The 19,624-nt window shown below is 73.9% G+C and carries 19 protein-coding genes; 6 read left to right on the top strand and 13 right to left on the bottom strand.

From position 1 onward, the window contains the following. Positions 1-22: 22 nt before the first annotated feature. Positions 23-628, top strand: coding sequence for a DUF4245 family protein (locus FZC61_RS11215; protein WP_170286074.1), 606 nt, complete (start codon positions 23-25; stop codon positions 626-628). On the opposite strand, the gene FZC61_RS11210 is transcribed toward FZC61_RS11215, so the two are convergent. Genes FZC61_RS11210 through FZC61_RS11200 form a run of 3 tightly spaced genes read right to left on the bottom strand, consistent with a single transcriptional unit; the run spans position 609 to position 2,419 of the window. Then, entirely contained in the window at positions 609-821 is a 213-nt protein-coding gene (locus FZC61_RS11210; protein ID WP_148614251.1) for an exodeoxyribonuclease VII small subunit, read from the bottom strand. The two genes, FZC61_RS11215 and FZC61_RS11210, sit on opposite strands and share 20 nt — an antisense overlap. Then, the gene (gene xseA, locus FZC61_RS11205; RefSeq protein ID WP_148614250.1) at positions 814-2,043 is read right to left on the bottom strand and encodes an exodeoxyribonuclease VII large subunit; all 1,230 of its coding nucleotides are present in this window, start codon (positions 2,041-2,043) and stop codon (positions 814-816) included. Before xseA ends, FZC61_RS11210 begins: the two co-directional genes overlap by 8 nt. A gap of 10 nt (positions 2,044-2,053) precedes the next feature. Next, positions 2,054-2,419: a GntR family transcriptional regulator gene (locus FZC61_RS11200; protein WP_148614249.1), complete on the bottom strand. Its 366-nt coding sequence runs from the start codon at positions 2,417-2,419 to the stop codon at positions 2,054-2,056. 31 nt (positions 2,420-2,450) lie between these two features. Here FZC61_RS11200 and FZC61_RS11195 point away from each other — a divergent pair, with 31 nt between their 5' ends. Beyond that, the gene (locus FZC61_RS11195) at positions 2,451-3,332 is read left to right on the top strand and encodes a PfkB family carbohydrate kinase (RefSeq protein ID WP_148614248.1); all 882 of its coding nucleotides are present in this window, start codon (positions 2,451-2,453) and stop codon (positions 3,330-3,332) included. A 38-nt stretch (positions 3,333-3,370) separates the two neighbouring features. Further along, positions 3,371-3,547 carry a hypothetical protein gene (locus tag FZC61_RS23070; protein ID WP_170286073.1) on the top strand — a complete coding sequence of 59 codons (177 nt, stop codon included), beginning with the start codon at positions 3,371-3,373 and terminating at the stop codon, positions 3,545-3,547. Between the two features lie 13 nt (positions 3,548-3,560). Here the strand turns inward: FZC61_RS23070 and FZC61_RS11190 are convergent, their stop codons facing one another. Next, entirely contained in the window at positions 3,561-5,219 is a 1,659-nt protein-coding gene (locus FZC61_RS11190) for an NAD(P)/FAD-dependent oxidoreductase (RefSeq protein WP_246142634.1), read from the bottom strand. Positions 5,220-5,540: 321 nt separating this feature from the next. On the opposite strand from FZC61_RS11190, the gene truA reads away from it, so the two are divergent. From truA to FZC61_RS11175, 3 genes are read left to right on the top strand one after another with little or no spacing between them, the layout of a single operon-like run. After that, positions 5,541-6,371 carry a tRNA pseudouridine(38-40) synthase TruA gene (truA, locus tag FZC61_RS11185; RefSeq protein ID WP_148614246.1) on the top strand — a complete coding sequence of 277 codons (831 nt, stop codon included), beginning with the start codon at positions 5,541-5,543 and terminating at the stop codon, positions 6,369-6,371. Beyond that, complete coding sequence (locus tag FZC61_RS11180) at positions 6,364-6,978, top strand: class I SAM-dependent methyltransferase (RefSeq protein WP_148614423.1); 615 nt, start codon at positions 6,364-6,366, stop codon at positions 6,976-6,978. Before truA ends, FZC61_RS11180 begins: the two co-directional genes overlap by 8 nt. 27 nt (positions 6,979-7,005) lie before the next feature. Beyond that, positions 7,006-7,461, top strand: coding sequence for a Clp protease N-terminal domain-containing protein (locus tag FZC61_RS11175; RefSeq protein WP_148614245.1), 456 nt, complete (start codon positions 7,006-7,008; stop codon positions 7,459-7,461). Between the two features lie 18 nt (positions 7,462-7,479). Here FZC61_RS11175 and FZC61_RS11170 read toward each other — a convergent pair whose 3' ends face one another. The 9 genes from FZC61_RS11170 to FZC61_RS11130 all read right to left on the bottom strand — a co-directional run bounded on the left by FZC61_RS11170 (position 7,480) and on the right by FZC61_RS11130 (position 19,607). Next, complete coding sequence (locus FZC61_RS11170) at positions 7,480-10,761, bottom strand: M14 family zinc carboxypeptidase (protein ID WP_148614244.1); 3,282 nt, start codon at positions 10,759-10,761, stop codon at positions 7,480-7,482. Positions 10,762-10,895: 134 nt separating this feature from the next. After that, positions 10,896-12,356 carry a hypothetical protein gene (locus FZC61_RS11165; protein WP_148614243.1) on the bottom strand — a complete coding sequence of 487 codons (1,461 nt, stop codon included), beginning with the start codon at positions 12,354-12,356 and terminating at the stop codon, positions 10,896-10,898. 96 nt (positions 12,357-12,452) lie between these two features. Next, a complete protein-coding gene (locus tag FZC61_RS11160) occupies positions 12,453-13,619 on the bottom strand; it encodes an acyl-CoA dehydrogenase family protein (protein WP_148614242.1) in 1,167 nt (388 codons plus the stop codon). A gap of 127 nt (positions 13,620-13,746) precedes the next feature. After that, the gene (locus FZC61_RS11155; protein WP_148614241.1) at positions 13,747-14,772 is read right to left on the bottom strand and encodes a phosphotransferase family protein; all 1,026 of its coding nucleotides are present in this window, start codon (positions 14,770-14,772) and stop codon (positions 13,747-13,749) included. After that, positions 14,769-15,569 (bottom strand): SDR family oxidoreductase, encoded by an 801-nt coding sequence (locus tag FZC61_RS11150; protein ID WP_148614240.1) that lies wholly within the window; start codon positions 15,567-15,569, stop codon positions 14,769-14,771. The genes FZC61_RS11155 and FZC61_RS11150 overlap by 4 nt, the downstream gene beginning before the upstream one ends. Positions 15,570-15,582: 13 nt before the next feature. After that, positions 15,583-16,335, bottom strand: a complete 753-nt coding sequence (locus FZC61_RS11145) for an SDR family oxidoreductase (protein ID WP_148614239.1) — start codon at positions 16,333-16,335, stop codon at positions 15,583-15,585. Beyond that, positions 16,332-17,480, bottom strand: coding sequence for an acyl-CoA dehydrogenase family protein (locus FZC61_RS11140; protein WP_148614238.1), 1,149 nt, complete (start codon positions 17,478-17,480; stop codon positions 16,332-16,334). Before FZC61_RS11140 ends, FZC61_RS11145 begins: the two co-directional genes overlap by 4 nt. Before the next feature lie 11 nt (positions 17,481-17,491). Next, entirely contained in the window at positions 17,492-18,640 is a 1,149-nt protein-coding gene (locus FZC61_RS11135) for an acyl-CoA dehydrogenase family protein (protein WP_148614237.1), read from the bottom strand. 115 nt (positions 18,641-18,755) lie between these two features. Continuing rightward, on the bottom strand, positions 18,756-19,607 hold the full coding sequence (locus FZC61_RS11130) for an endonuclease/exonuclease/phosphatase family protein (RefSeq protein ID WP_148614236.1): 852 nt from the start codon (positions 19,605-19,607) through the stop codon (positions 18,756-18,758). Between the last annotated feature and the right edge of the window lie 17 nt (positions 19,608-19,624).

Below are 19,624 nucleotides of genomic sequence, written 5' to 3'. Positions count from 1 at the left end.
TGAGCAACGACGTGGTGGCACCGTGAGCGAGCAGGGCGGACGCTACAACCGGTCCTTCGAGGGCTTGATCGGCGCGATCATCATCCTGGTCGTCGTGATCCTCGGGTTCGTGCTCTTCCGCAGCGTCTTCAGCGACCCGCCGGAGCAGCCGGTGCCCGACATCGACTACCTGACCCAGGTGCGCGGGCTGCAGGACATCGACGCCGACGTCGTCTACCCCACCGACCTGCCCGCGGGCTGGCAGGCCACCGAGGTCAGCTACGACCCCGGCGAGCGCCCGCGCTTCGGCCTCAACCTCTTCACCGACGCCAAGCGGTTCGTCGGGATCCGCCTGGCCGACGCCGACGTCGACGACCTGCTGACCGAGTCGGGCGTCGACGACGCGACCCAGGGCGACACCCTGACCGGCGACGCCGCGGGAGCGGTCGGCGGCTCCTGGCAGGGCTGGGACGACCCGGACGGCGACCACGCCTACAGCGCCGAGCTCGGCGGCCGGACCGTGATCGTCTACGGGTCGGTGTCGGCCGAGACCCTGGCCGACCTGGTCGGCCGGCTCACGACCGCGCCGGTGCCGGCGCCCGCCGGGTCAGGGCCGGCGTCGGGGTCGGCTAGTCCTTCTCCTTCGTGACCACCGCGTCGAGGCGCTGACGCGCGCCGTCGAGCCAGTCCTGGCACCGGGTCGCCAGCGCCTCGCCGCGCTCCCACAGCGCGAGGGACTCCTCGAGGGTCGTGCCGCCGGCCTCGAGGCGGCGTACGACGTCGATGAGCTCCTCGCGGGCCTCCTCGTAGGTCTGGTCGGTGTCGTCGGTCTGGTCAGGCATCGGGCTCCTGGTGGGTCGAGGTGACGTCGGCGTGGATGCGGCCGTCGGCGACACGCACGCTGACGGCGGCACCGGCCCTGGTGGCGGTGACGGAGGTGACGACGTGGCCGTCGGCGTCCTGCAGGACGGCGTAGCCGCGCTCGAGGGTGGCCAGGGGCGACAGCGCCCGGGCCCGGGCGCGCTGGTGGCCGATGTCGTCGGCGGCCCGGTCGAGCTGGTGGCCCAGGCAGCGGCGGGCGCGCTCGCGCAGGGCCGCGAGCTCGTCGACGCGGCGGTCGACCAGGGTGCGCGGGTCGGCCAGCGCCGGGCGCGAGCGCAGGGAGTCGAGCCCGGCCTGCTCGCGGGCCAGCGTGGCGTGGACCAGCGACCGCAGCCGCTCGCGGGCCGCAGCGACCCCGTGGGCCTCGGCGGCGACGTCGGGCACCACGAGCTTGGCGGCGTCGGTGGGCGTGGAGGCCCGGACGTCGGCGACCAGGTCGAGCAGCGGCTGGTCGGGCTCGTGGCCGATCGCTGCGACCACCGGGGTGCGGGCCTTGGCCACGGCCCGCAGCAGGCCCTCGTCGCTGAACGGCAGGAGGTCCTCGACCGACCCGCCGCCGCGGGCGATCACCACGACCTCGACCTCGTCGTCGCGGTCGAGGCGCGCCAGGGCCTCCATCACCTCGCCGGCGGCGCGCGGGCCCTGCATGGTGGCGTGGGCGACGGTGAACTCGACCGCGGGCCACCGGCGTCGGGCGTTGTCGAGCACGTCGCGCTCGGCGGCCGAGCCGGGGGCGGTGACCAGGCCGACGCGGCGCGGCAGGAAGGGCAGCCGCCGCTTGAGCGCGGGGTCGAACAGGCCCTCGGCAGCGAGGAGCTGACGGCGCCGCTCGACCTGGGCCAGCAGCTCGCCGAGCCCGACCATCCGGATCTCGCGGGCCTGCAGCGACAGGCTGCCGCGGTTGGCGTAGAAGGTCGGCCTGGCGTGGATGAGCACGCTGGCGCCCTCGACCAGGGGTGGGTTCATCGAGTCGACGAGGGTGCGCGAGGCGGTGACGGGGATCGAGATGTCGGCCACCGAGTCGCGCAGCGTCATGAAGACGGTCTGCAGCCCGGGACGCTTGTTGAGCTGGGCGACCTGACCCTCGACCCAGATCGCCCCGAGCCGGTCGATCCACCCCGCGATCGCGTTGGCCACCTGCCGGACGGGTGCCGGCTGCTCGGGGGAGGTCGCAAGGGCCATGCGCGCGAGCCTATTGGTCGCCGCCGACACTCCACTCGCGCTCCAGCAGCCTGGTCGCCTCGGGGAGGGTCAGACCGAGCCGACGGGCGGTGGCGGCGTACTCCTCGGCCATCGCCGAGGCGTCGGCCGGCGCGACGGCCGACGCGATCGACGTACCGCGTCGACCCTCGGTGACGACCACGCCGTCGGCCTCGAGCTCGGTGTAGACCCGCTGCACGGTGCGCACCCCGATCCCGAGGTCGACGGCGAGCTGGCGCACCGTCGGCAGGCGGGTGCCCGACGGCAGGTCGCCGGTCGAGGCCCGGGCGGCGATCTGGGCGCGCAGCTGCTCGTAGAGCGGGGTCGCGGCGTCGGGGTCGAGGGGGTGGATCGTCACCCTGGCACCGTAGAGGGTGTAGGACGGGGGCGTGTCCTACGTCCTCGTGGTCGGTGAGTCCCTGGTCGACGTCGTCACCGACGCCCCCGGCCGCACGGTCGAGCGCCCGGGCGGCAGCGCCGCCAACGTCGCGGTCGCCCTGGCCCGCCTGGGCCGCCCGGTGCGGTTCGTGACGTCGTACGCCGACGACGCGCGCGGCGCGGCGATCGCCGCGCACCTCGCGGGGTCCGGCGTCGTGCTCGCCACCGACCCGCACGTGCTGGAGCGCACCTCCTCGGCGGTGGCGACGATCGGCCCGGACGGGTCGGCGACCTACGTCTTCGACCTCGACTGGCGCCTCGGCCCCGTCGACCTGTCCGACGGGCCGGCCTTCGTGCACGTCTGCTCGATCGGCGCGGTCCTCGCGCCGGGCGCCGACGACGTGCTGGCCCTGCTCGACCGGCTGCTGGCCCTGCCGGTCCCGCCGACGGTGACCTACGACGTCAACGCCCGCCCCGCCGTCACCGGCACCGGCCCCGAGGTCGTCGGCCGGGTCGAGTCCGTCGCGCGGCGCGCCCACGTGGTCAAGGCCAGCGACGAGGACCTCGCCGCCCTCTACCCGACCCTGGGCCTCGACGAGGCCGCTGCCCACCTGCGCACGTTGGGCCCGCGGGCGGTCGTGGTGACCCGCGGAGGCGACGGCGCCACGTGGTTCGCCGCCGACGGCCGGGTCGAGGGCGCCGCCGTGACCACGACCGTCGTCGACACGATCGGGGCCGGCGACACCTTCTCCGCCGCCACCATCGACGCCTTGTGGGACGGCCGCGACCCGGCCGGCGTCGTCGCCCACGCCGCGCGGGCCGCGGCCGTGACCGTGTCGCGTCCCGGCGCCGACCCGCCCACCCGCGCCGAGCTCGCAGCTTCCTGGCCGTAAACCTCAGCAGCGGGGTCTCGGCTGCCGATCATCCCTGCATGAGCACCGCACCCGACACCGAGGCGTGGGCGGCCGACTACGCGGACTGCCTCGCGGGACACCACGGGCCGGCGTGGCGGACCCGCGCCGAGCGCGAGCGCAGCCACGGCGTCGACCCGCACGAACCGCGGTTCGCGGCCGTCTGGGCGCAGGTCCGGTCGTTCCAGGCCGCCTGAGCCGGCTGAGGGGTCAGCCCGCGAGCCAGGTGTGCACGAGCGGGACGACGCTCGCCCCCTCGCCGGAGGCCGACGCGACCCGCTTCATCGAGCCGGCGCGGATGTCGCCGACGGCGAAGACGCCCGGCAGCGTGGTCGCGAGGTTGGCCGGCGGCAGGCCGTCGGGCCAGTGCGACTGCGGAACGTCGCGGCCGGTGAGGACGAACCCGCGTGAGTCGCGGGCCACCCCGCCGGGCAGCCAGTCGCAGTGCGGCTCGGCGCCGAGCAGCAGGAACAGCCCGCCGGCCCCGCGCCGGGTGACCTCGCCGGTCTCGACGTCGCGGACGTCGATCCACTCGAGGCGGCCCTCGCCGCCGCCGTCGGCGACCTCGGCGCAGGTCCGCACCGTGATGCGGTTGTTGTAGGCGATCTCGTTGATCAGGTACGACGACATGGTCGCCTCGAGCGACGGGCGGCGGATCATGATCGTGACCGACGCGGCGAAGCGCGCCAGGTGGATGGCGGCCTGGCCGGCGGAGTTGCCGCCGCCGACCACGACCACGTCGTAGCCGTCCATCTCGCGCGCCACCGACATGGCTGAGCCGTAGGTGACGCCGAGCCCGACCAGCGACTCGACGCCCTCGACGCCGAGCTTGCGGTAGGCGACACCCGTGGCGATCACCACCGAGCGCGCCTCGACCACGCCGCCGGCGGTGCGCAGCAGGTGGTGGCCCTGGGGGCCGCGCTCGAGCGCCTCGACCTCCCAGCCGGTGTAGAACTGCACGCCGAAGCGCAGGGCCTGGTTGCGTGCGCGCTGCGCCAGCCGCATCCCGGAGATGCCGCGCGGGAAGCCCAGGTAGTTGCGGATCATCGAGCTCGTCCCGGCCTGCCCACCGATCGCCTCGGCCTCGAGCACGACCGTCGACAATCCCTCGCTGCCGCCGTAGACGGCTGCGGCCAGACCGGCCGGGCCGGCGCCGACGATGGCCAGGTCGACCACGCCCTCGACGGTGAAGTCGCCGGGGGCGCCGTAGATCTGGGTCGCGACCTCGCGCACGGAGGTCGGGGCGTACGCCGAGCGCCCCAGGGTGCGGATGAGCGGCCAGGTGACGGTGGCGCCGGTGGCCTCGTACTCGGTCACGAGCTCGCGGCCCTCGTCGGTGTCGGGGGCGTAGACGCGCGTCGGCATGCCCATGCGCTCGGCGAACTCGCGGATGTCGGTCGTCAGCGCGTGGCCCGGCGGCGAGACGATCCGCACCGTCTCGACCTCGGGCATCGCCACCGTCGAGCCCCAGTCGGAGAGCAGCTCGGTGATCGCGCCGTGGAACTCCTCGTCGCGCACGCCGCGCGGCATCAGCAGGTAGGCGTCGTACTTGCCCTTGGCGAGCCCGGGTCGCAGGTCGGCGGCGTGGACGAGGAACCGGTCGTAGGGCGCGGCGATGACGCGGCGCGCGGTCGGCACCTTCTTGCGCCACTCGTGGAAGGCCTCGAGCGGGCCGGCGTCGGGCAGGTCGCCGTCCTGGACGAAGAGGGCGACGGTGCCGCCGTCTGCCTGGAGGCGCAGGACGACCTCGACGGCCTCGGCGCTGGAGCCGGCGGTGCGCAGGTCGTAGTCACGGGCGTACCGCCCGAACTCGTCGAGGAGCGTCTCGGCGTGGTGTGCGGAGACGAGGAGGATGGTGGGGTCGGGCACGCTCGCAGTATGCCGCGACCGCATGACGAGAAGGTTGCGTCAGCGACCGTCGGTGGAGCGTCCGGTGCGTTCGCCGCCCCAGAGCAGCCACGGCAGGAGGTAGCGGGCGACGGCGCGGCTCACAGGACCCTCAGCAGGAGCACGAGCGCGGCGGTGAGGGCGACGGACAGCAGCAGCGAGCCCGCGCAGCCCAGACGGTTGCTGAAGAGGAGGAACATGCCTACCCGGTACCCGGCCGCCGGCGCGTGCACCGCTCCCTGGGGGTGACGTGGTGGGTGACCTCGGTCTCGTCGCCGCCGACGCCTGCGGGAGGATGACCCGGTGCGCCTGCGGATCGACCTCGCCTACGACGGCACCGGCTTTCGCGGGTGGGCCGCGCAGCCCGGCCTGCGCACCGTGCAGGGCGAGCTCACCTCGGCCCTCGCGACCGTGCTGCGGGTCCCCGAGGTGCACGTGGTCTGCGCCGGGCGCACCGACGCCGGCGTCCACGCCCGCGGCCAGGTGGTGCACACCGACCTGGCCGACGACCGGCCGGACGGGTTGCCCGACAAGCTGGCCCGCCGGCTCAACGGCGTCCTGCCCCCCGACGTACGGGTCCACCGCGTCGTCGAGGCGGCGCCGGGGTTCGACGCCCGCTTCGGGGCGCTGTGGCGGCGCTACGCCTACCGCGTCGCCGACTCCGTCGAGCTGGTCGACCCGCTCACGCGGGCCCACGTGCTCGCCTGGGCTCGTCCGCTCGACCTCGACCTCCTCAACGAGGCCTCCGCGCTGCTGGTCGGGCGCCACGACTTCGCGGCGTTCTGCAAGCAGCGCGAGGGCGCGACGACGATCCGCACGCTGCTGGAGCTGTCGTGGGTCCGCGACGACGCCGGGGTCGTGGTCGGCACCGTCAAGGCCGACGCGTTCTGCCACTCCATGGTCCGGGCGCTGGTCGGCTGCCTGCTCGCGGTGGGGGAGGGACGTCGTCCGCCCGCGTGGGTCGGTGAGGTGCTGCAGGCCGGTCGCCGCGAGGGTGCCGCCGCGGTGGTGCACGCCCACGGGCTGACCCTGGAGGAGGTCGCCTACCCGCCCGACGACGAGCTGGCGGCGCGGGCCGTGCAGACCATGGCCAAGCGGGTGGCCGGAGACGTCGGAGATGACGGAGATGACTGACGCCGAGGGTGAGCACTACTTCACCGCCGACCCGTCGGTGCCGTTCAAGCGGGCCGCGGTCGAGACCGAGGTGTGGGGCCGGCGGCTGTCGCTGATGTCGGGGTCCGGGGTCTTCGCGCAGGGTCGACTCGATGTCGGGACGGCGGTGCTGTTCCGCGAGACCCCGCCGCCCGCGCCGACCGTGCGCACCGTGCTCGACCTCGGCTGCGGCTACGGCGTCATCGGGCTCGCGGTCGCGCTGGTGGTGCCGCAGGCGCAGGTCACCGCCGTCGACGTCAACGAGCGGGCCCTGCTGCTGGCCCGCGAGAACGCCGTGTCGCTGGGGGTCACCGACCGGTTCACCGCCGCGACGCCGTCCGCAGTCGACGCCGCGGCGACCTACGACGAGATCTGGTCCAACCCACCCATCCGGATCGGCAAGCAGGCGCTGCACGCACTGCTGCTGACCTGGCTGCCCCGGCTCGCCCCCGGCGGGCGTGCGGTGATGGTGGTCGGCAAGAACCTCGGCGCCGACTCGCTGCAGCGCTGGCTCGGCGAGCAGGGCTACCCGACCGCGCGGCTCGCGAGCGCCAAGGGGTTCCGGGTGCTGGAGTCGCGGCGCGCCTGAGCCGGCCGCTCGTCGTACGGTGACCCCATGGTCGACCGGCGCGACGTGCACCCGCACCACCTGCTGCGCGCTCTGCTCGGTGACCGGCTGGTGCGCGACGTGCTGCGCGAGCTCGGGGCCGACCCCGACGAGGTGCGGCTGAGTCTCGACCACCTGTGGCTGGCGGGCGCCGACACCCTCGACGTGGAGGAGATCGAGGCGGTCGGGATCGACCTGCCGACGGTGCTGGTCGCGGTCAACCCGCCCTTCGACGACCCGCCCGACTGGGGCGGTCGCCGCCTGACCGACGCGACCCGCGACCTGCTGGTGCGCGCGCTCGGGTTGCGCGGGATCACCCACGGCCCCCGGCTGGGCAGCGGTCACCTGCTGCTCGCCCTGATGACCAGCAAGGACCCGGTGGTCGCGGCGACGTTCCGGGCGCACGGGCTGCAGTCGCGCCAGGTGCGGCCCGTCGTGGAGCGGCGGTCGCGGCGGGCGCCGTGAGCCCCGACCCGCCCGACGTCAGCGTCCGCGCGCCGACACCGTCCGGGTCGCCGACCGGCTCGGCCGCAGGGTGCCGCTGCCGAGGTAGCGGGCCTGGAGCCGGTGTCGACCCGACGTGAGGCGCAGCACCACCTGGAGCTGTCCGGCGTCGCTGACCCGGGCCGTCAGGCGCCGCAGGACCTCGCCGTCCAGCAGCAGCCTGACCTGGCCGGTCGGTACCCCGGCCCGGCCGCCGAGCAGTCCGACGGTGACCCTGATCCGGGGTCCGGCGAGCTGGGTGATGCGGGTCGTGGTGCCGCTGGCCGCCTTGCGCGTGACGACGCGGGCGGGGGTGCTGGTCGAGGCGGCGTACGACGCGGTGGCCGGGACGAAGCTGGCGGTGACCTCCTGCGTGCCGGGCCGTCGGGCCGGCAGGGTCAGGGTCACGCGACCGCCCGCGAGCGGCCCGCGGGCCAGCACACCGGTGGTGTCGCGGACGACCACCCGGCCGGTGGGGGTGCCGGAGGTGCCGTCGGCGGGCGCCACGGCCACCACGACGCGGGCGCGGTCGGGGTAGGTGGCGCTGCTGGTCTGACGCACCCCGGTGATCGTCGCGACCGGCGTGCCCGGCGTGACCGGGTCGGGGGGCAGCGGCACGGCCGGCGCGGAGGCCGCCCACTCGATCGCGCGGGCCCCCTGGCCGATGCCGGCCACGGTGTGGGTGCGGAAGAACACCGAGGTGCCGAAGACGAGCGCGCGAGAGCCGTTCGGCCGGACCGCGCTGATGACGGCGGCCTTGCCGGCGGCGAAGTCGGGGCCGTCGTCGGCCGCCAGCGAGGAGGGCCGCCAGTGCCCGGCCAGGAAGGGGTCGGCGGCGTAGGACTGGGCGACGTCGGTGCCGGCGCCGAGGTCGGTGAAGCTCACCGCGGGGTAGACGAACGCGCTGTCCTGGGCGTGGGGTGCCAGCGGCGAGCCCGCGGGCGTCGTCAGGGCGACGATCCCGTTGGAGCTGGACACGCCCGACGTCGCCGTGGCGCTGAGCAGGCCGTACTGCTCGGCCGCGTCGAGGCCGGCGGTGTCGCGGCCCACGATCGAGTGGCCGCCGGCGACCCAGTCGCGCAGCGCGGTGTCGGCCGCGCTGCCGGCGGTGACCCCGAGGTCGGAGCCGACCCACAGGACGTCGACGTCGGCCAGCGACGCCGCGCTGATGGTGGCGCTGTCGAGGACCTCGAGGTCGTCGAGGCCCATCTGGGTCAGCGCGAGCGTGTCCTCCTGGGTGCCGACGTAGCCGACGTGCAGGTCGCTCAGGATGCGCGCCCCGTCGCCGCCGGCGGCGGCCACCTCCGCGGGGGTCGCGGTGCGCAGCTCGACGCCGTGGGCCGCGGTGGCCGTCACCGCCGCGGCGTACGCGGAGGCCGGTACGACGACCGCACCGGTGGGGGTCGTGTTGACGGTGGCGCCGGTGTCGAGCAGGTCGTGGAGGGCACGGTGGTCGTCGAGTCCTGCGAGGTCGAAGACGGTGGTGCGCGGCCCGGTGGGTGCGGCCGGGGCCGGGGTCGGGGCGGTGATCGGCGTCGTCGCGCCGAGGGGGGCGTCGGAGGTGGTGCCGACGGGGTCGACGCTCGCGCCCCACAGGTAGGAGTAGCTCCAGGCCGAGACGTCGTACATCGAGGGCACCTTGTCGGAGATGTCGTAGCCGACGTCGAGCAGGGCGTTGGCCAGGCCCCGCAGCGGCTGGTGCATGTCGACGACGTAGGAGCCGGCGGGGTAGGTCGTGCCGCCGACCGTGGTCGCGGCGTCGAGGGTGCCGACCTCGATCTCGTTGAAGAGCAGGTGCTCGACCACGCGGTCGGCGTCGGACTGCGAGCGCTGGTCGGCGCCGCGCGGGATGACGTAGGCGCGCGGGTAGTCGACGGGGTTCTGGTCGTCGGCGACGTCCCACAGCGGCTTCCACTCGGCCGGCCCGGGGACGGCGGCGATGCCGGCCCCGGTGAGCTGGACCTTGGGGGCGCCGGCCTCACCGCGGCGGAAGACCTCGATCTGGTTGTCGAGCATCTCGTCGCTGTGGGTCGAGACGTAGTCGACCAGGCTGGTGATCGTCTGCGTGGCGACGGCGGTGTTGACCGCCGCGGTGACGGGGTTCTGGGTCGTGCCGGTGCGGGGGAGCGGCAGCTCGACGGTGCTGGTCACGGCCCCGTAGTAGGCGGTGTACTGGGCGGTGAAGACCGGGGGGTAGTCGTCCCAGCCGCTCGGGGTGTCGCGATAGGGGATCGTGATCTGGCCCAGCGGCAACGGGTTGCCCGGGATCGCGGCGTCGAGCATCTCCCGCTCGACCTGCAGCGCGGCGGCGTAGCCGTGGCCGATGAACAGGTCGTACTCGTAGTTGTCACCGTGCGGCGGCCCGCAGGGCTCGACCTGGAGCACGTTGGTGTAGCCGTGCAGGTCGGCGGAGTAGAGCGGCTGCACGGCCCGGGCCACCTTGGTGAACGCGACCGACTCGGGCGTGGTGCTGGTGATCATGTCGCGGTTGATGTCGAGCCCGAGCACGCCGGGCCGCTGGCCGATCGTGCGCCCGTCGGGGTTGATCGTCAGGTAGAAGTAGAGCCGGTGCGCGGCGACCAGCGCCTGGGTCGCCGGGTCGTCCTCGGCAGCCAGCAGGTCGGCGATGTAGCCCATGATGCCGTCGGTGCCCTCCCACTCGTTGCCGTGGATGTTGGCGCTGAACCAGATCGGTGTCTTGTAGCCCGTCTGCAGGGCGGCGTCGGCGGCGGCCGTGGTCGGGTCGTTGCGGATCTCGTCCTTCCAGGCGGCCTGCTGGGCGGTCTGGGTCGGGGTCTCCGGGGCGGTCACCGTGACGAGGTAGAGGTCGCGGCCCTGCACCGACCGCCCCACGACCTGGGCGCTGACCAGGTCGCTCTGCGCCATCCAGTCGTTGACCTGCGGCGCCAGGTCGGAGTGGGCCAGGACGCCGCTGAGCGTGCTGGCGTCGGAGCCCAGCGGCTCGGGCTCGGGCTCGGGCAACGTCGATTGGAAGGGGTAGGACGACGGCATCACCAGCGGCGTGTCGAACCCGGCCCCCTCGGTGCCCGACCGACCGGCCGCCCGGGCCGCACGGGCCGAACGGGCCGCCCGGGTCGCCCGCCGCAGGTCGACCGGGCGGGCGACCGTGTCGGGCACCTGCTCGCGGACCTCGCCCGACTGTCCGGCGGTCGCCGCCGGGCGGGGCGGCGTCGGCGGTACGGGGTCGGCCGTGGCCGGGAGGATCGGAGCGGCGAGAACGGCCGCGGCGACCGTGCCGACGACCAGGAGGGAGGGGCGCATGCGCGTCAGTATGGGGGCGCGCACCGACAGCGTGGGGCCAGTTCACGCGACCGTCACACGAGACGCTGCGGGCCCCGATGCCCCCGCCCGTGTCGGCTCGCGCGTGACCGCCGGGCCCCGGCCTGAGCCCGACCTCAGCGCCGGGTGACCGTCAGCCCGGCGATGGTGCCCTGCAGCAGGGTGCCATCGGCGAGGATCGAGCCGACCATCTGCAGCGTGTCGGCGGTCGGGCCGTGGCCGAGCCGCGACCGGCTGAGCACCCGTCCGGTGCGCGGTGAGACACGCACCAGGTCGTAGGCCAGCGTCTCGCTGCGGGTGACGGTGTAGATGACGCCCTCGGCCGTCGAGAGCCGGGGCACCGCCGACGAGCGGACCGGGCTGCGCCACACGCTGCGGCACCCGCGCCGGGTCAGGTCGACCCTCTCCAGGCCGCCGACGAAGGGGGCGCTCGCCGGGTCGGACGGCCCGGTGGTCCCGGCCGGGATGGGGTAGCCGTAGGTGCTGGCGACGTAGATCGAGCGGCGGAAGCCGATCGGCGAGTTCTCGCTGCCGCTGTTGTCGCGACCGAGCACCGGGATCGAGCAGCGCAGTGCGCCGGTGCCGGTGCGGTAGACCAGCACGCGGGTGCGGGGGCGGGCGTTGTCGGTGATCGCGACGAACTCGTGACCGGTACGTGGACCGAACAGCGTCGGGGTCGCGCCGCTGCCCCAGGTCAGCTGGCCCGGCTTGCGGGCCGGGCCCCGGTCGTAGGCCCGCCGCCACACCGTCCGGACCCGACCACGTCGGTCGCTGCGGACCAGGTAGGTGGCGTGGTCGGTGGTGACCACCGTGCCGTCGGGGACCGTCGAGATGCTGTTGCCGATCCGCTCGGACCGCCGGCCGAGGCGCCGTACGACGACCCGGCCGGTGGCGGGATCGGCGTAGCCGGCCGCGGCGTGCGCGGTCGCGAACCAGATGCGGCCGTCGTAGCCGGGCGCGACGGTGACCAGCGCGTCGCAGGTCGCGCTGCCGCACAGGCGCGCGACCGCGTCGGTGAAGGGGATCCGGCGCTGCACGAAGAGCCGCCACGTGCCGCCCGGGCCCGAGCGGTCGTGCGCGACCAGCACGATCGCGCCGGAGCCGTCGACGGTGACCAACCGGTCACGGTGGTCGACGTAGGCGTAGACGCCCCCGAGCAGCGCGCCGGCCTCGAGGTGGAGCCGGGCCAGCGGCAGGTACGTGGTGGGGTCGAGCAGGTAGACCGACGGCGCGCGGTCGGCGTACTCGGTGCACAGCGCCAGCGGCACACCGTCGCGCCCGGCCAGGATCGTCGGGCACACCCCCGGGACGGGGACGGTCTGTGCCGGCTGCGGGTCGGGGCCCGGTCCGCGCAGCGGGGTCGTGTCGGACGAGCCGGGGTCGCCGTGCATGGTCGCGGTGCCGGCGGGGCCGGACCACGGGTTGCGGGGGAGCTCGCCGCGCACGCGGGGCGGGTCGTCGTGGCGTTGCGACGCCGCGACCGGGGTGACACCCGCTGTGGCGGGGCCCGGGGAGGTCGCCATCACGGTGGCGGTGAGGACGAGGCAGGCCACCGTTCGCTGTACACGTGTAAACATACCCAAACACTAGACTTAGATGTGGCGACAAGCCGAATCCGACGAAGGTGGTCCAGACCTCCGCGCCCGGCGGCCGCCGGGCGCGGAGACCCGCGGTCAGACGAACGCGTTGATGCCGGTCTCGTCGCGCCCGATGAGCAGCTTCTGGATCTGCGAGGTGCCTTCGTAGAGCGTCATCACGCGGGCGTCGCGGAGGTACTTGGCCGCGGGGTACTCGTCGATGTACCCGCTGCCGCCGTGGATCTGGATGGCCAGGTTGGCCGCGCGCACGGCGGCCTCGGAGGCGAAGAGCTTGGCCTTGGACGCCGCGACGCCGAACGGCTCGTGGCGGTCGATCAGGTCGGCGCAGCGCCACACGAGCAGGCGCGCGGCGTCGGCGTCGAGGGAGATGTCGGCGATCATGTCCTGGACCAGCTGGAAGCCCGCGATCGGGCGGCCGAACTGGGTGCGGTTCTTGGCGTAGTCGACCGAGGTCTCCAGGCAGCCCTGGACGATGCCGACGCAGCCGGCGGCGACCGCGAGCCGGCCCTTGTCGAGCGTCGACATCGCGACCTTGAAGCCGCGGCCCTCGCCCTCGGGTCCGCCGAGCATGGCCGCGGCCGGAACGCGGACCTCGTCGAGGAAGAGCTCGGCGGTCGCCTGCCCGCGCAGGCCGAGCTTGCCCTTGATCTCGCGCGCCTCGAAGCCGGGGGAGTCGGTCGGGACCAGGAAGGCGCTCACCCCGCGCGGGCCGGAGTCGGGCTCGCCCGTGCGGGCGAAGACGAGCGCGACGTCGGCCCAGGTGCCGTTGGTGATGAAGAGCTTCTGGCCGGTCAGGAGGTAGTCGTCACCGTCCTTGACGGCCCGTGAGGTCAGGTTGCCGGCGTCGGAGCCGGTGCCGGGCTCGGTGAGCCCGAAGCACCCCAGCTTGTCGGCCACCGCGAGCTGCGGCAGCCACTCCTGCTTCTGCTCCTCGGTGCCGTGGAAGAGGATCGACTTGCCGACCAGCCCGCTGCTGACCGACACGATCCCGCGCAGCGCCGAGTCGGCCCGCCCGAGCTCCTCCATCGCCAGGGCGTAGGTCACGTAGTCGCCGCCGAGCCCGCCGTACTCCTCGGGGATGGTGAGCCCGAAGAACCCGAGCTCGGCCATCTTGGGCACGATCGCCAGGTCGACCGACTCGTCACGGTCCCACTGCGTGCGGTGCGGGATCGCCTCCTTGTCGAGGAAGTCGCGCGCCGCCTGACGGAAGGCCTGCTGCTCGTCGTTGAGGGAGAGGTCCATGGGGTTGTCCTTTCGGGGACGCTGGTCGAGGTGTGAGGAGCGCTAGCGACGAGCCTCGAGACCCCCGCCGGGCGGGGTCGACGCACGTCGGGTCGGACGGGGTTTCGAGGCTCGCTGCGCTCGCACCTCAACCACCGTCGCCCGTCGCGTCCAGGCCCGCGGCCAGCAGCGGCTCGACGGCCTCGCCGACGCGGTCGAAGCCGTCGCCGACGGTCTGGCCGGCGAGGTAGCGGTGGTGGATGCCCTCGAGGATGACCGCGATCTTGAGGTAGGCCAGGCCGAGGTGGAAGGACAGGTCGCCGAGCTCGCGGCCGCCGGCGTCGACGTACGTCGCCAGCTGGGTGTCGCGGTCGGGGTAGCCGGGTGCGGCGCTGGCGTCGGCGACCGCGCCGCCGCCGGTGAGGTGGCCCAGGGTGTCGTAGACCAGCAGCAGCGCGACGTCGGTGAGCGGGTCGCCGAGGGTGGCCATCTCCCAGTCGACCACGGCCTTCACCGGCGCCTCGTCGTCGGCGACGCAGAGCAGGTTGTCGAGGCGGTAGTCGCCGTGGACGATGCCGGGGGCACCGTCGGGCGGCACCGAGCCGGCCAGCCGGGCCAGCAGGGCCTCGGCGTCGGGCAGCGGACGGGTGGCGGAGCCCTCGAGCTGGCGGCCCCAGCGGCGTACCTGCCGCTCGAGGAAACCGGCCGGGCGCCCGAAGTCACCGAGCCCCACCTCGTCGGGCACCACCGAGTGCAGCCGGGCCAGCACCTCGACCATCGAGCGCGCGAGGTGGGCGGTGGTGTCGGGCCCGAGCGGCTCGAGCTGGACGGCAGTGCGGTAGGCCTCGCCCGGCACCTTCTCCATCACGTAGAACTGCGCCCCGAGCACCGACTCGTCGGTGCAGTGGGCGTAGGTCTTCGGCACGGGCACGCCCGACTCGGCGAGCGCCGACATCGCGGTGTACTCACGCCCCATGTCGTGGGCGGTGGCCTGCACGTGGCCCAGCGGCGGTCGTCGCACGATGAACGTCGAGCCGCCGTCGGTGACGGTGTAGGTGAGGTTGGACTTGCCGCCCGAGATCAGCGACGCCTCCACCGGGCCGGCCAGCTCGCCGGGCCGCACGCCGTCGTACCAGCGCCGGAACGCGTCGGTGTCGAAGCCCGGGACGCTCACGAGAGGCCGTCCACCTTGGTCTGCAGGCGGCGCATGCCGGCCAGCCACCGGTCGGTCGAGGTCGCGCGGGCGGCGTAGTAGCCGGCGACCTCGGGGTGGGGGAGCACCAGGAAGCGGTCGTCGTCGAGCGAGGCGACCCAGGCGTCGGCGACCGCCGACGGGGCGAGGGCCTCGTCGTGCGACAGCAGGTCCTTGAGCGGGCCCGCCTGGTCGAGCATCGCGGTCTGCACGCCCTGCGGGCAGATCGCCTGGACGGCGACCCCACGGTCGCCGTAGGTGATCGACAGCCACTCGGCGAACCCGACGGCCGCGTGCTTGGTCGTGGAGTACGCCGCCGCGCCGATCATCGTCAGCAGCCCGGCCGCCGACGCGGTGACCACGAACCGGCCGCCCCGCCCGTCGCCGGTGTCGTCGAGCCACGCCGGGACCAGCGCGCGGGCGGCCCGCACGTGACCCATGACGTTGACCTCGAGCATCTGCGCCCACTCGGCGTCGGGCAGCTGGAGGCTGTCGGGCGTCGTGCGGTCGATGCCGGCGTTGGCGCAGTAGACGTCGATGCGGCCCAGCGCGTGGGTCGCCGTGGCGACGAGCTCCTCGACCCCGTCGGCCGACGCGCAGTCGCCGGGCACCGCGACGGCCCCGATCTCCTCCGCGGTGGCGGCGAGCAGGTCGGCGTCGACGTCGTTGACCACGACCCGCGCCCCCTCGGCCACGAGCCGGGTGGCCAGCGCGCGACCGATGCCGCCCGCGGCCCCCGTGACGACGGCGCCCTTGCCCTCCAGGGCCGGGTGGCCCATCAGCGCGGGCCCATCAGTGCTGGCCCTGCAGGGAGATGCCGCCGTCGGCGACGACGGTCTGCCCGGTGATCCACGAGGCGTCGTCGGAGAGCAGGAACGCGGTGAGCGCCCCGATGTCCTCGATCTCGCCGAGCCGCTTCATCGGGTAGTTGGCCGAGGCCTCCTCCTCGCGGCCGACGTAGAGGGCCTCGGCGAACTTGGTCTTGACCACGGCCGGGGCGACCGCGTTGACGCGGACGCCGGGACCGAGCTCCTGGGCGAGGGTCTCGGTCATCGAGATCATGGCGGCCTTGCTGGCGCCGTAGAAGGCGATGAACGGCGCAGGTCGCACGCCGCTGAGCGACGACACGTTGACGACGGACCCGCCGTGCTCCTTCATCCAGACCTTGTGGGCCTCCTGGGTGAAACCGAGAGCAGCGATCACGTTGACGTCCATGATCTTGCGGGCGGCGTCGAGGTCGAGGTCCATCAGCATGCCGAACGCCGGGTTGATGCCGGTGTTGTTGACCAGCAGGTCGAGGCTGCCGAAGGTCTCGACGGCCGCTGCGGCCACGGCCGCCCGGTGCTCGGCGTCGCCGGCGTTGCCGGGGATGCCGAGCGCGTGCTCGGCGCCACCGAGCGCCTCGACGGCCTCGGCCAGCGCCTCGGGCTTGCGGGCGGTGATCACCACCCGCGCGCCCTCGGCGACCAGCCGTTGGGCCACGCCGAACCCGATGCCCCGGCTCGCGCCGGTGACCACCGCGGTCTTGCCGGCGAGACCCTTCACGCCGAGGCCGCGACGTCGAGCGGGTCGATGGCGGCGTACGCCGTCAGCCCGCCCTCGAGCGACCGGATGTGGTGGCCCGCGTCGCCCAGCAGGTGGTCGAGCGCGGTGAGGTGGGCGGTGAAGGCGCCCACGTTGTACTCGGCGGTCATGGCGATGCCGCCGTGCAGCTGGATCGCCTCCTGGCCGATGTGGCGACCGGCCCGGCTGACCTGCAGCCCCGCGCGGGCCGCCGCGTCGGCGATCGCCTGCTGGCTGCCGCCGTCGGCGACGACCATGGTGGCCCAGTCGACCAGGCTGTGGGTGAGCTCCTGGCTGGTGTACATGTCGGCCGCGCGGAAGTTGAGGGCCTGGAAGTTGTTGAGCGTGACCCCGAACTGCTTGCGGCTCTTGAGGTAGTCGACGGTTGCCTTGAGCTGGGTCTGCATCACGCCGAGGGCTTGGTTGGCGGCCATGATCCGGGTGATGTCCTGGACCGTCGCGATGCTGCTGGTGACGTCGGCGGCCGCCGCGCCCAGCGGCACCGCCGGCGTGGCGTCGAAGGTGATCCGGGCCGCGCGGCCCCCGTCGTAGGTCGAGTAGCCCTCGCGCTCGCCACCGCCGTCGGTGACCACGAAGAGGCCGGTGCCGCCCTCGGGCAGGACCGCGCTCACGATGAGCACGTCGGCGCGGGCGCCGTGCAGGACGCCGTCCTTGACGCCGGTGAGCCTGCCCTCTGCGTCGACGGTGACGTCGTGGGCCGACGGGCCCCAGCGGTGGCCGGGCTCGTCGTGGGCGAAGGCCAGCACGCTCTCGCCGCCGGCGAGGGAGCCCAGGATCTCCTGGCGCTGCTCGGGGGTGCCGACCGCCGAGACCAGGCCACCGGCGTAGACCACCGAGCCGAGGAACGGCTCGGGCGCCAGCACGCGGCCGATCTCGCGGCACACGATGCCGATCTCGACCGGGCCGGCACCGACGCCGCCGTCGTCCTCGCTGAAGGGCAGGCCCAGCAGGCCCATCTCGGCCATCTGGGTCCAGAGCTTCTCGTCGAAGCCGGGGTCCTCCTTGGCCGTCTGGCGGCGGTGCTCCCAGTCGGCGTAGGCCTTGCCGACCAGGCCCCTCACGGCGTCACGGAGGGCGGTCTGCTCGTCGTCGTAGCTGAAGTCCATGTCAGTGCCTCTCAGAGACCGAGGATGCCGCGGCTGATGATCTGGCGCTGGATCTCGTTGGACCCGCCGTAGATCGACGCCTTGCGGAGGTTGAGGTAGGTGGGGGTGGAGCGGCGGTACCAGTCGAGGGTGGCATCGCCCTCGCCCGAGGCGAGGGTGGCCGGACCGCCGAGGTCGATGACCAGCTCGCTGACGGCCTGCTGCAGCTCGGTGCCCTTGAGCTTGAGCACCGACGACGCCGGGTGGGGCTCGGAGCCCGCGGAGTGGGCAGCCACCCGCAGCGCGGTGAGCTCGAGGGCGAGCAGCTCGTTCTCGAGCTCGACGATGCGCGCGCGGAACAGCGGGTCGTCGGCGATCGTGGCGGCGGCGAGCTCCTTGGCCCGGGCCAGCACCCGCTTGGTCTGGCCGACCGGGGCGACCCCGACCCGCTCGTTGCCGAGCAGGAACTTGGCCTGGGTCCAGCCGCTGTTGACCTCGCCGACCATGTTCTTGACCGGCACGCGGACGTCGGTGAACCACACCTCGTTGACCTCGTGGCCCCCGTCGATGAGCTCGATCGGACGGACCTCCAGACCCTCCGACTTCATGTCGATGAGCAGCATCGAGATGCCGGCCTGCTTCTTGACGTCGGGGTCGGTGCGCACGAGCGTGAAGATCCAGTCGCCGTACTGGCCGAGGGTCGTCCACGTCTTCTGGCCGTTGACGACCCAGTGGTCGCCGTCGAGGACCGCGCTGGTGCGCAGGCCCGCGAGGTCGGAGCCGGCGTCGGGCTCGGAGAAGCCCTGGCTCCACCAGATGTCGAGGTTGGCGGTCTTGGGCAGGAACTCCTCCTTCTGCTCCTGGGTGCCGAACTCGGCGATGACCGGGCCGATCATGGAGGCGTTGAAGGCCAGCGGCACGGGGACGCAGGCGGCCTGCATCTCCTCGTGCCAGATGTGGCGCTGCAGCTCGGTCCAACCGCGGCCGCCCCACTCGACCGGCCAGTGCGGGACGGCGAGACCGCCGGCGTTGAGCTCCTGCATGCTCTGCACGATCTGCTCGCGGGTGAGCTCACGGCCTTCCGCGACGGTCTTGCGGATGTCCTCTGAGATCTTCGTCGTGAAGTAGCTGCGCATCTCCTCGCGGAACTCTTGGTCCTCGGCGGACAGGGCGAGCTGCATGCGGGTGCCTCCTGATGGGCTCGTCAACGGGCGCGGCCGTCGCGTGGGTGTGGGCGGTCACACCCATCTAACTCGCCGGTAGCAACGACCCGCCACCCACCTCCGGGTCAGATCCTCAGCAGTTGTCACGCGGGTCGACCCGGAAGGTGCCGATGAGACGCCGGTGGTCGGAGCTGCTGCGCTCCGCGACCTGCGCCGAGAGCGGCTCGGCGCGGGCGAAGTAGAGGTAGTCGATGCGCCGGGTGCCGGCGCGGTTGGTGCCGCCGGGGCCCTGACCGGCGTAGCGCCACAGGTCGCCGAAGTGCTCGCGCAGCACCCGTGGCGGGTTGCGGTAGGGCCGCACGTTGAGGTCGCCGCCGAGGATCGTGGTGCAGGTCGGCCGGCTGACCAGGGTGCGGACCCGTCGGGCCTGCGCGAGCGTGCCGACGTCGGGGTTGAGGTGGGTCGTCCACACGTCGAGCTGCAGGTCGCCGTCGGTGACCACGACGTTCATCAGGCCGCGTCTCTCGGTGCCGTCGGGTGTCGGCAGCCGGAAGCGACGCACGTAGGCGATGTCGAACCGGGTGAGCACGGCGTTGCCGCGGACGCCGCGGCTGACGGTGCCGTTGGGGTCGTAGGCGAATCTCATGCCGAGCCTGTCGGCGAGGTACCGCGGCTGGAGCCGGCCGCCCTGGCTGCGCCGGTCGTCGACCTCGTCGAGCAGGACGACGTCGGCGTCGGCGGCCCGGATGTCGGCGACGACCCCGTCGAGCCCTGCGTCGGCGAACTGGATGTTGTACTGCAGCACCCGTAGCGTGACCGGTGGCCCGCTGCGCTCCAGCCGGGCGGGCCGCGGCGGGACCGTCCGGGTCGGGCGCGCGACACCGGGGCGGTCGACGGGCGGGGGCTCGTCGACGCTGGTGCAGCCGGTGGTGAGCCCGGCCGCCAGGGACAGGACCACGACGGCGGCGGCGCGGGCCCGGGGCATGCGGATCTCCTACCCCG

Source organism: Nocardioides rubriscoriae (genome assembly GCF_008087085.1).
GTDB lineage: Bacteria > Actinomycetota > Actinomycetes > Propionibacteriales > Nocardioidaceae > Nocardioides > Nocardioides rubriscoriae.
This window is presented reverse-complemented; position numbering and strand designations above follow the sequence as displayed.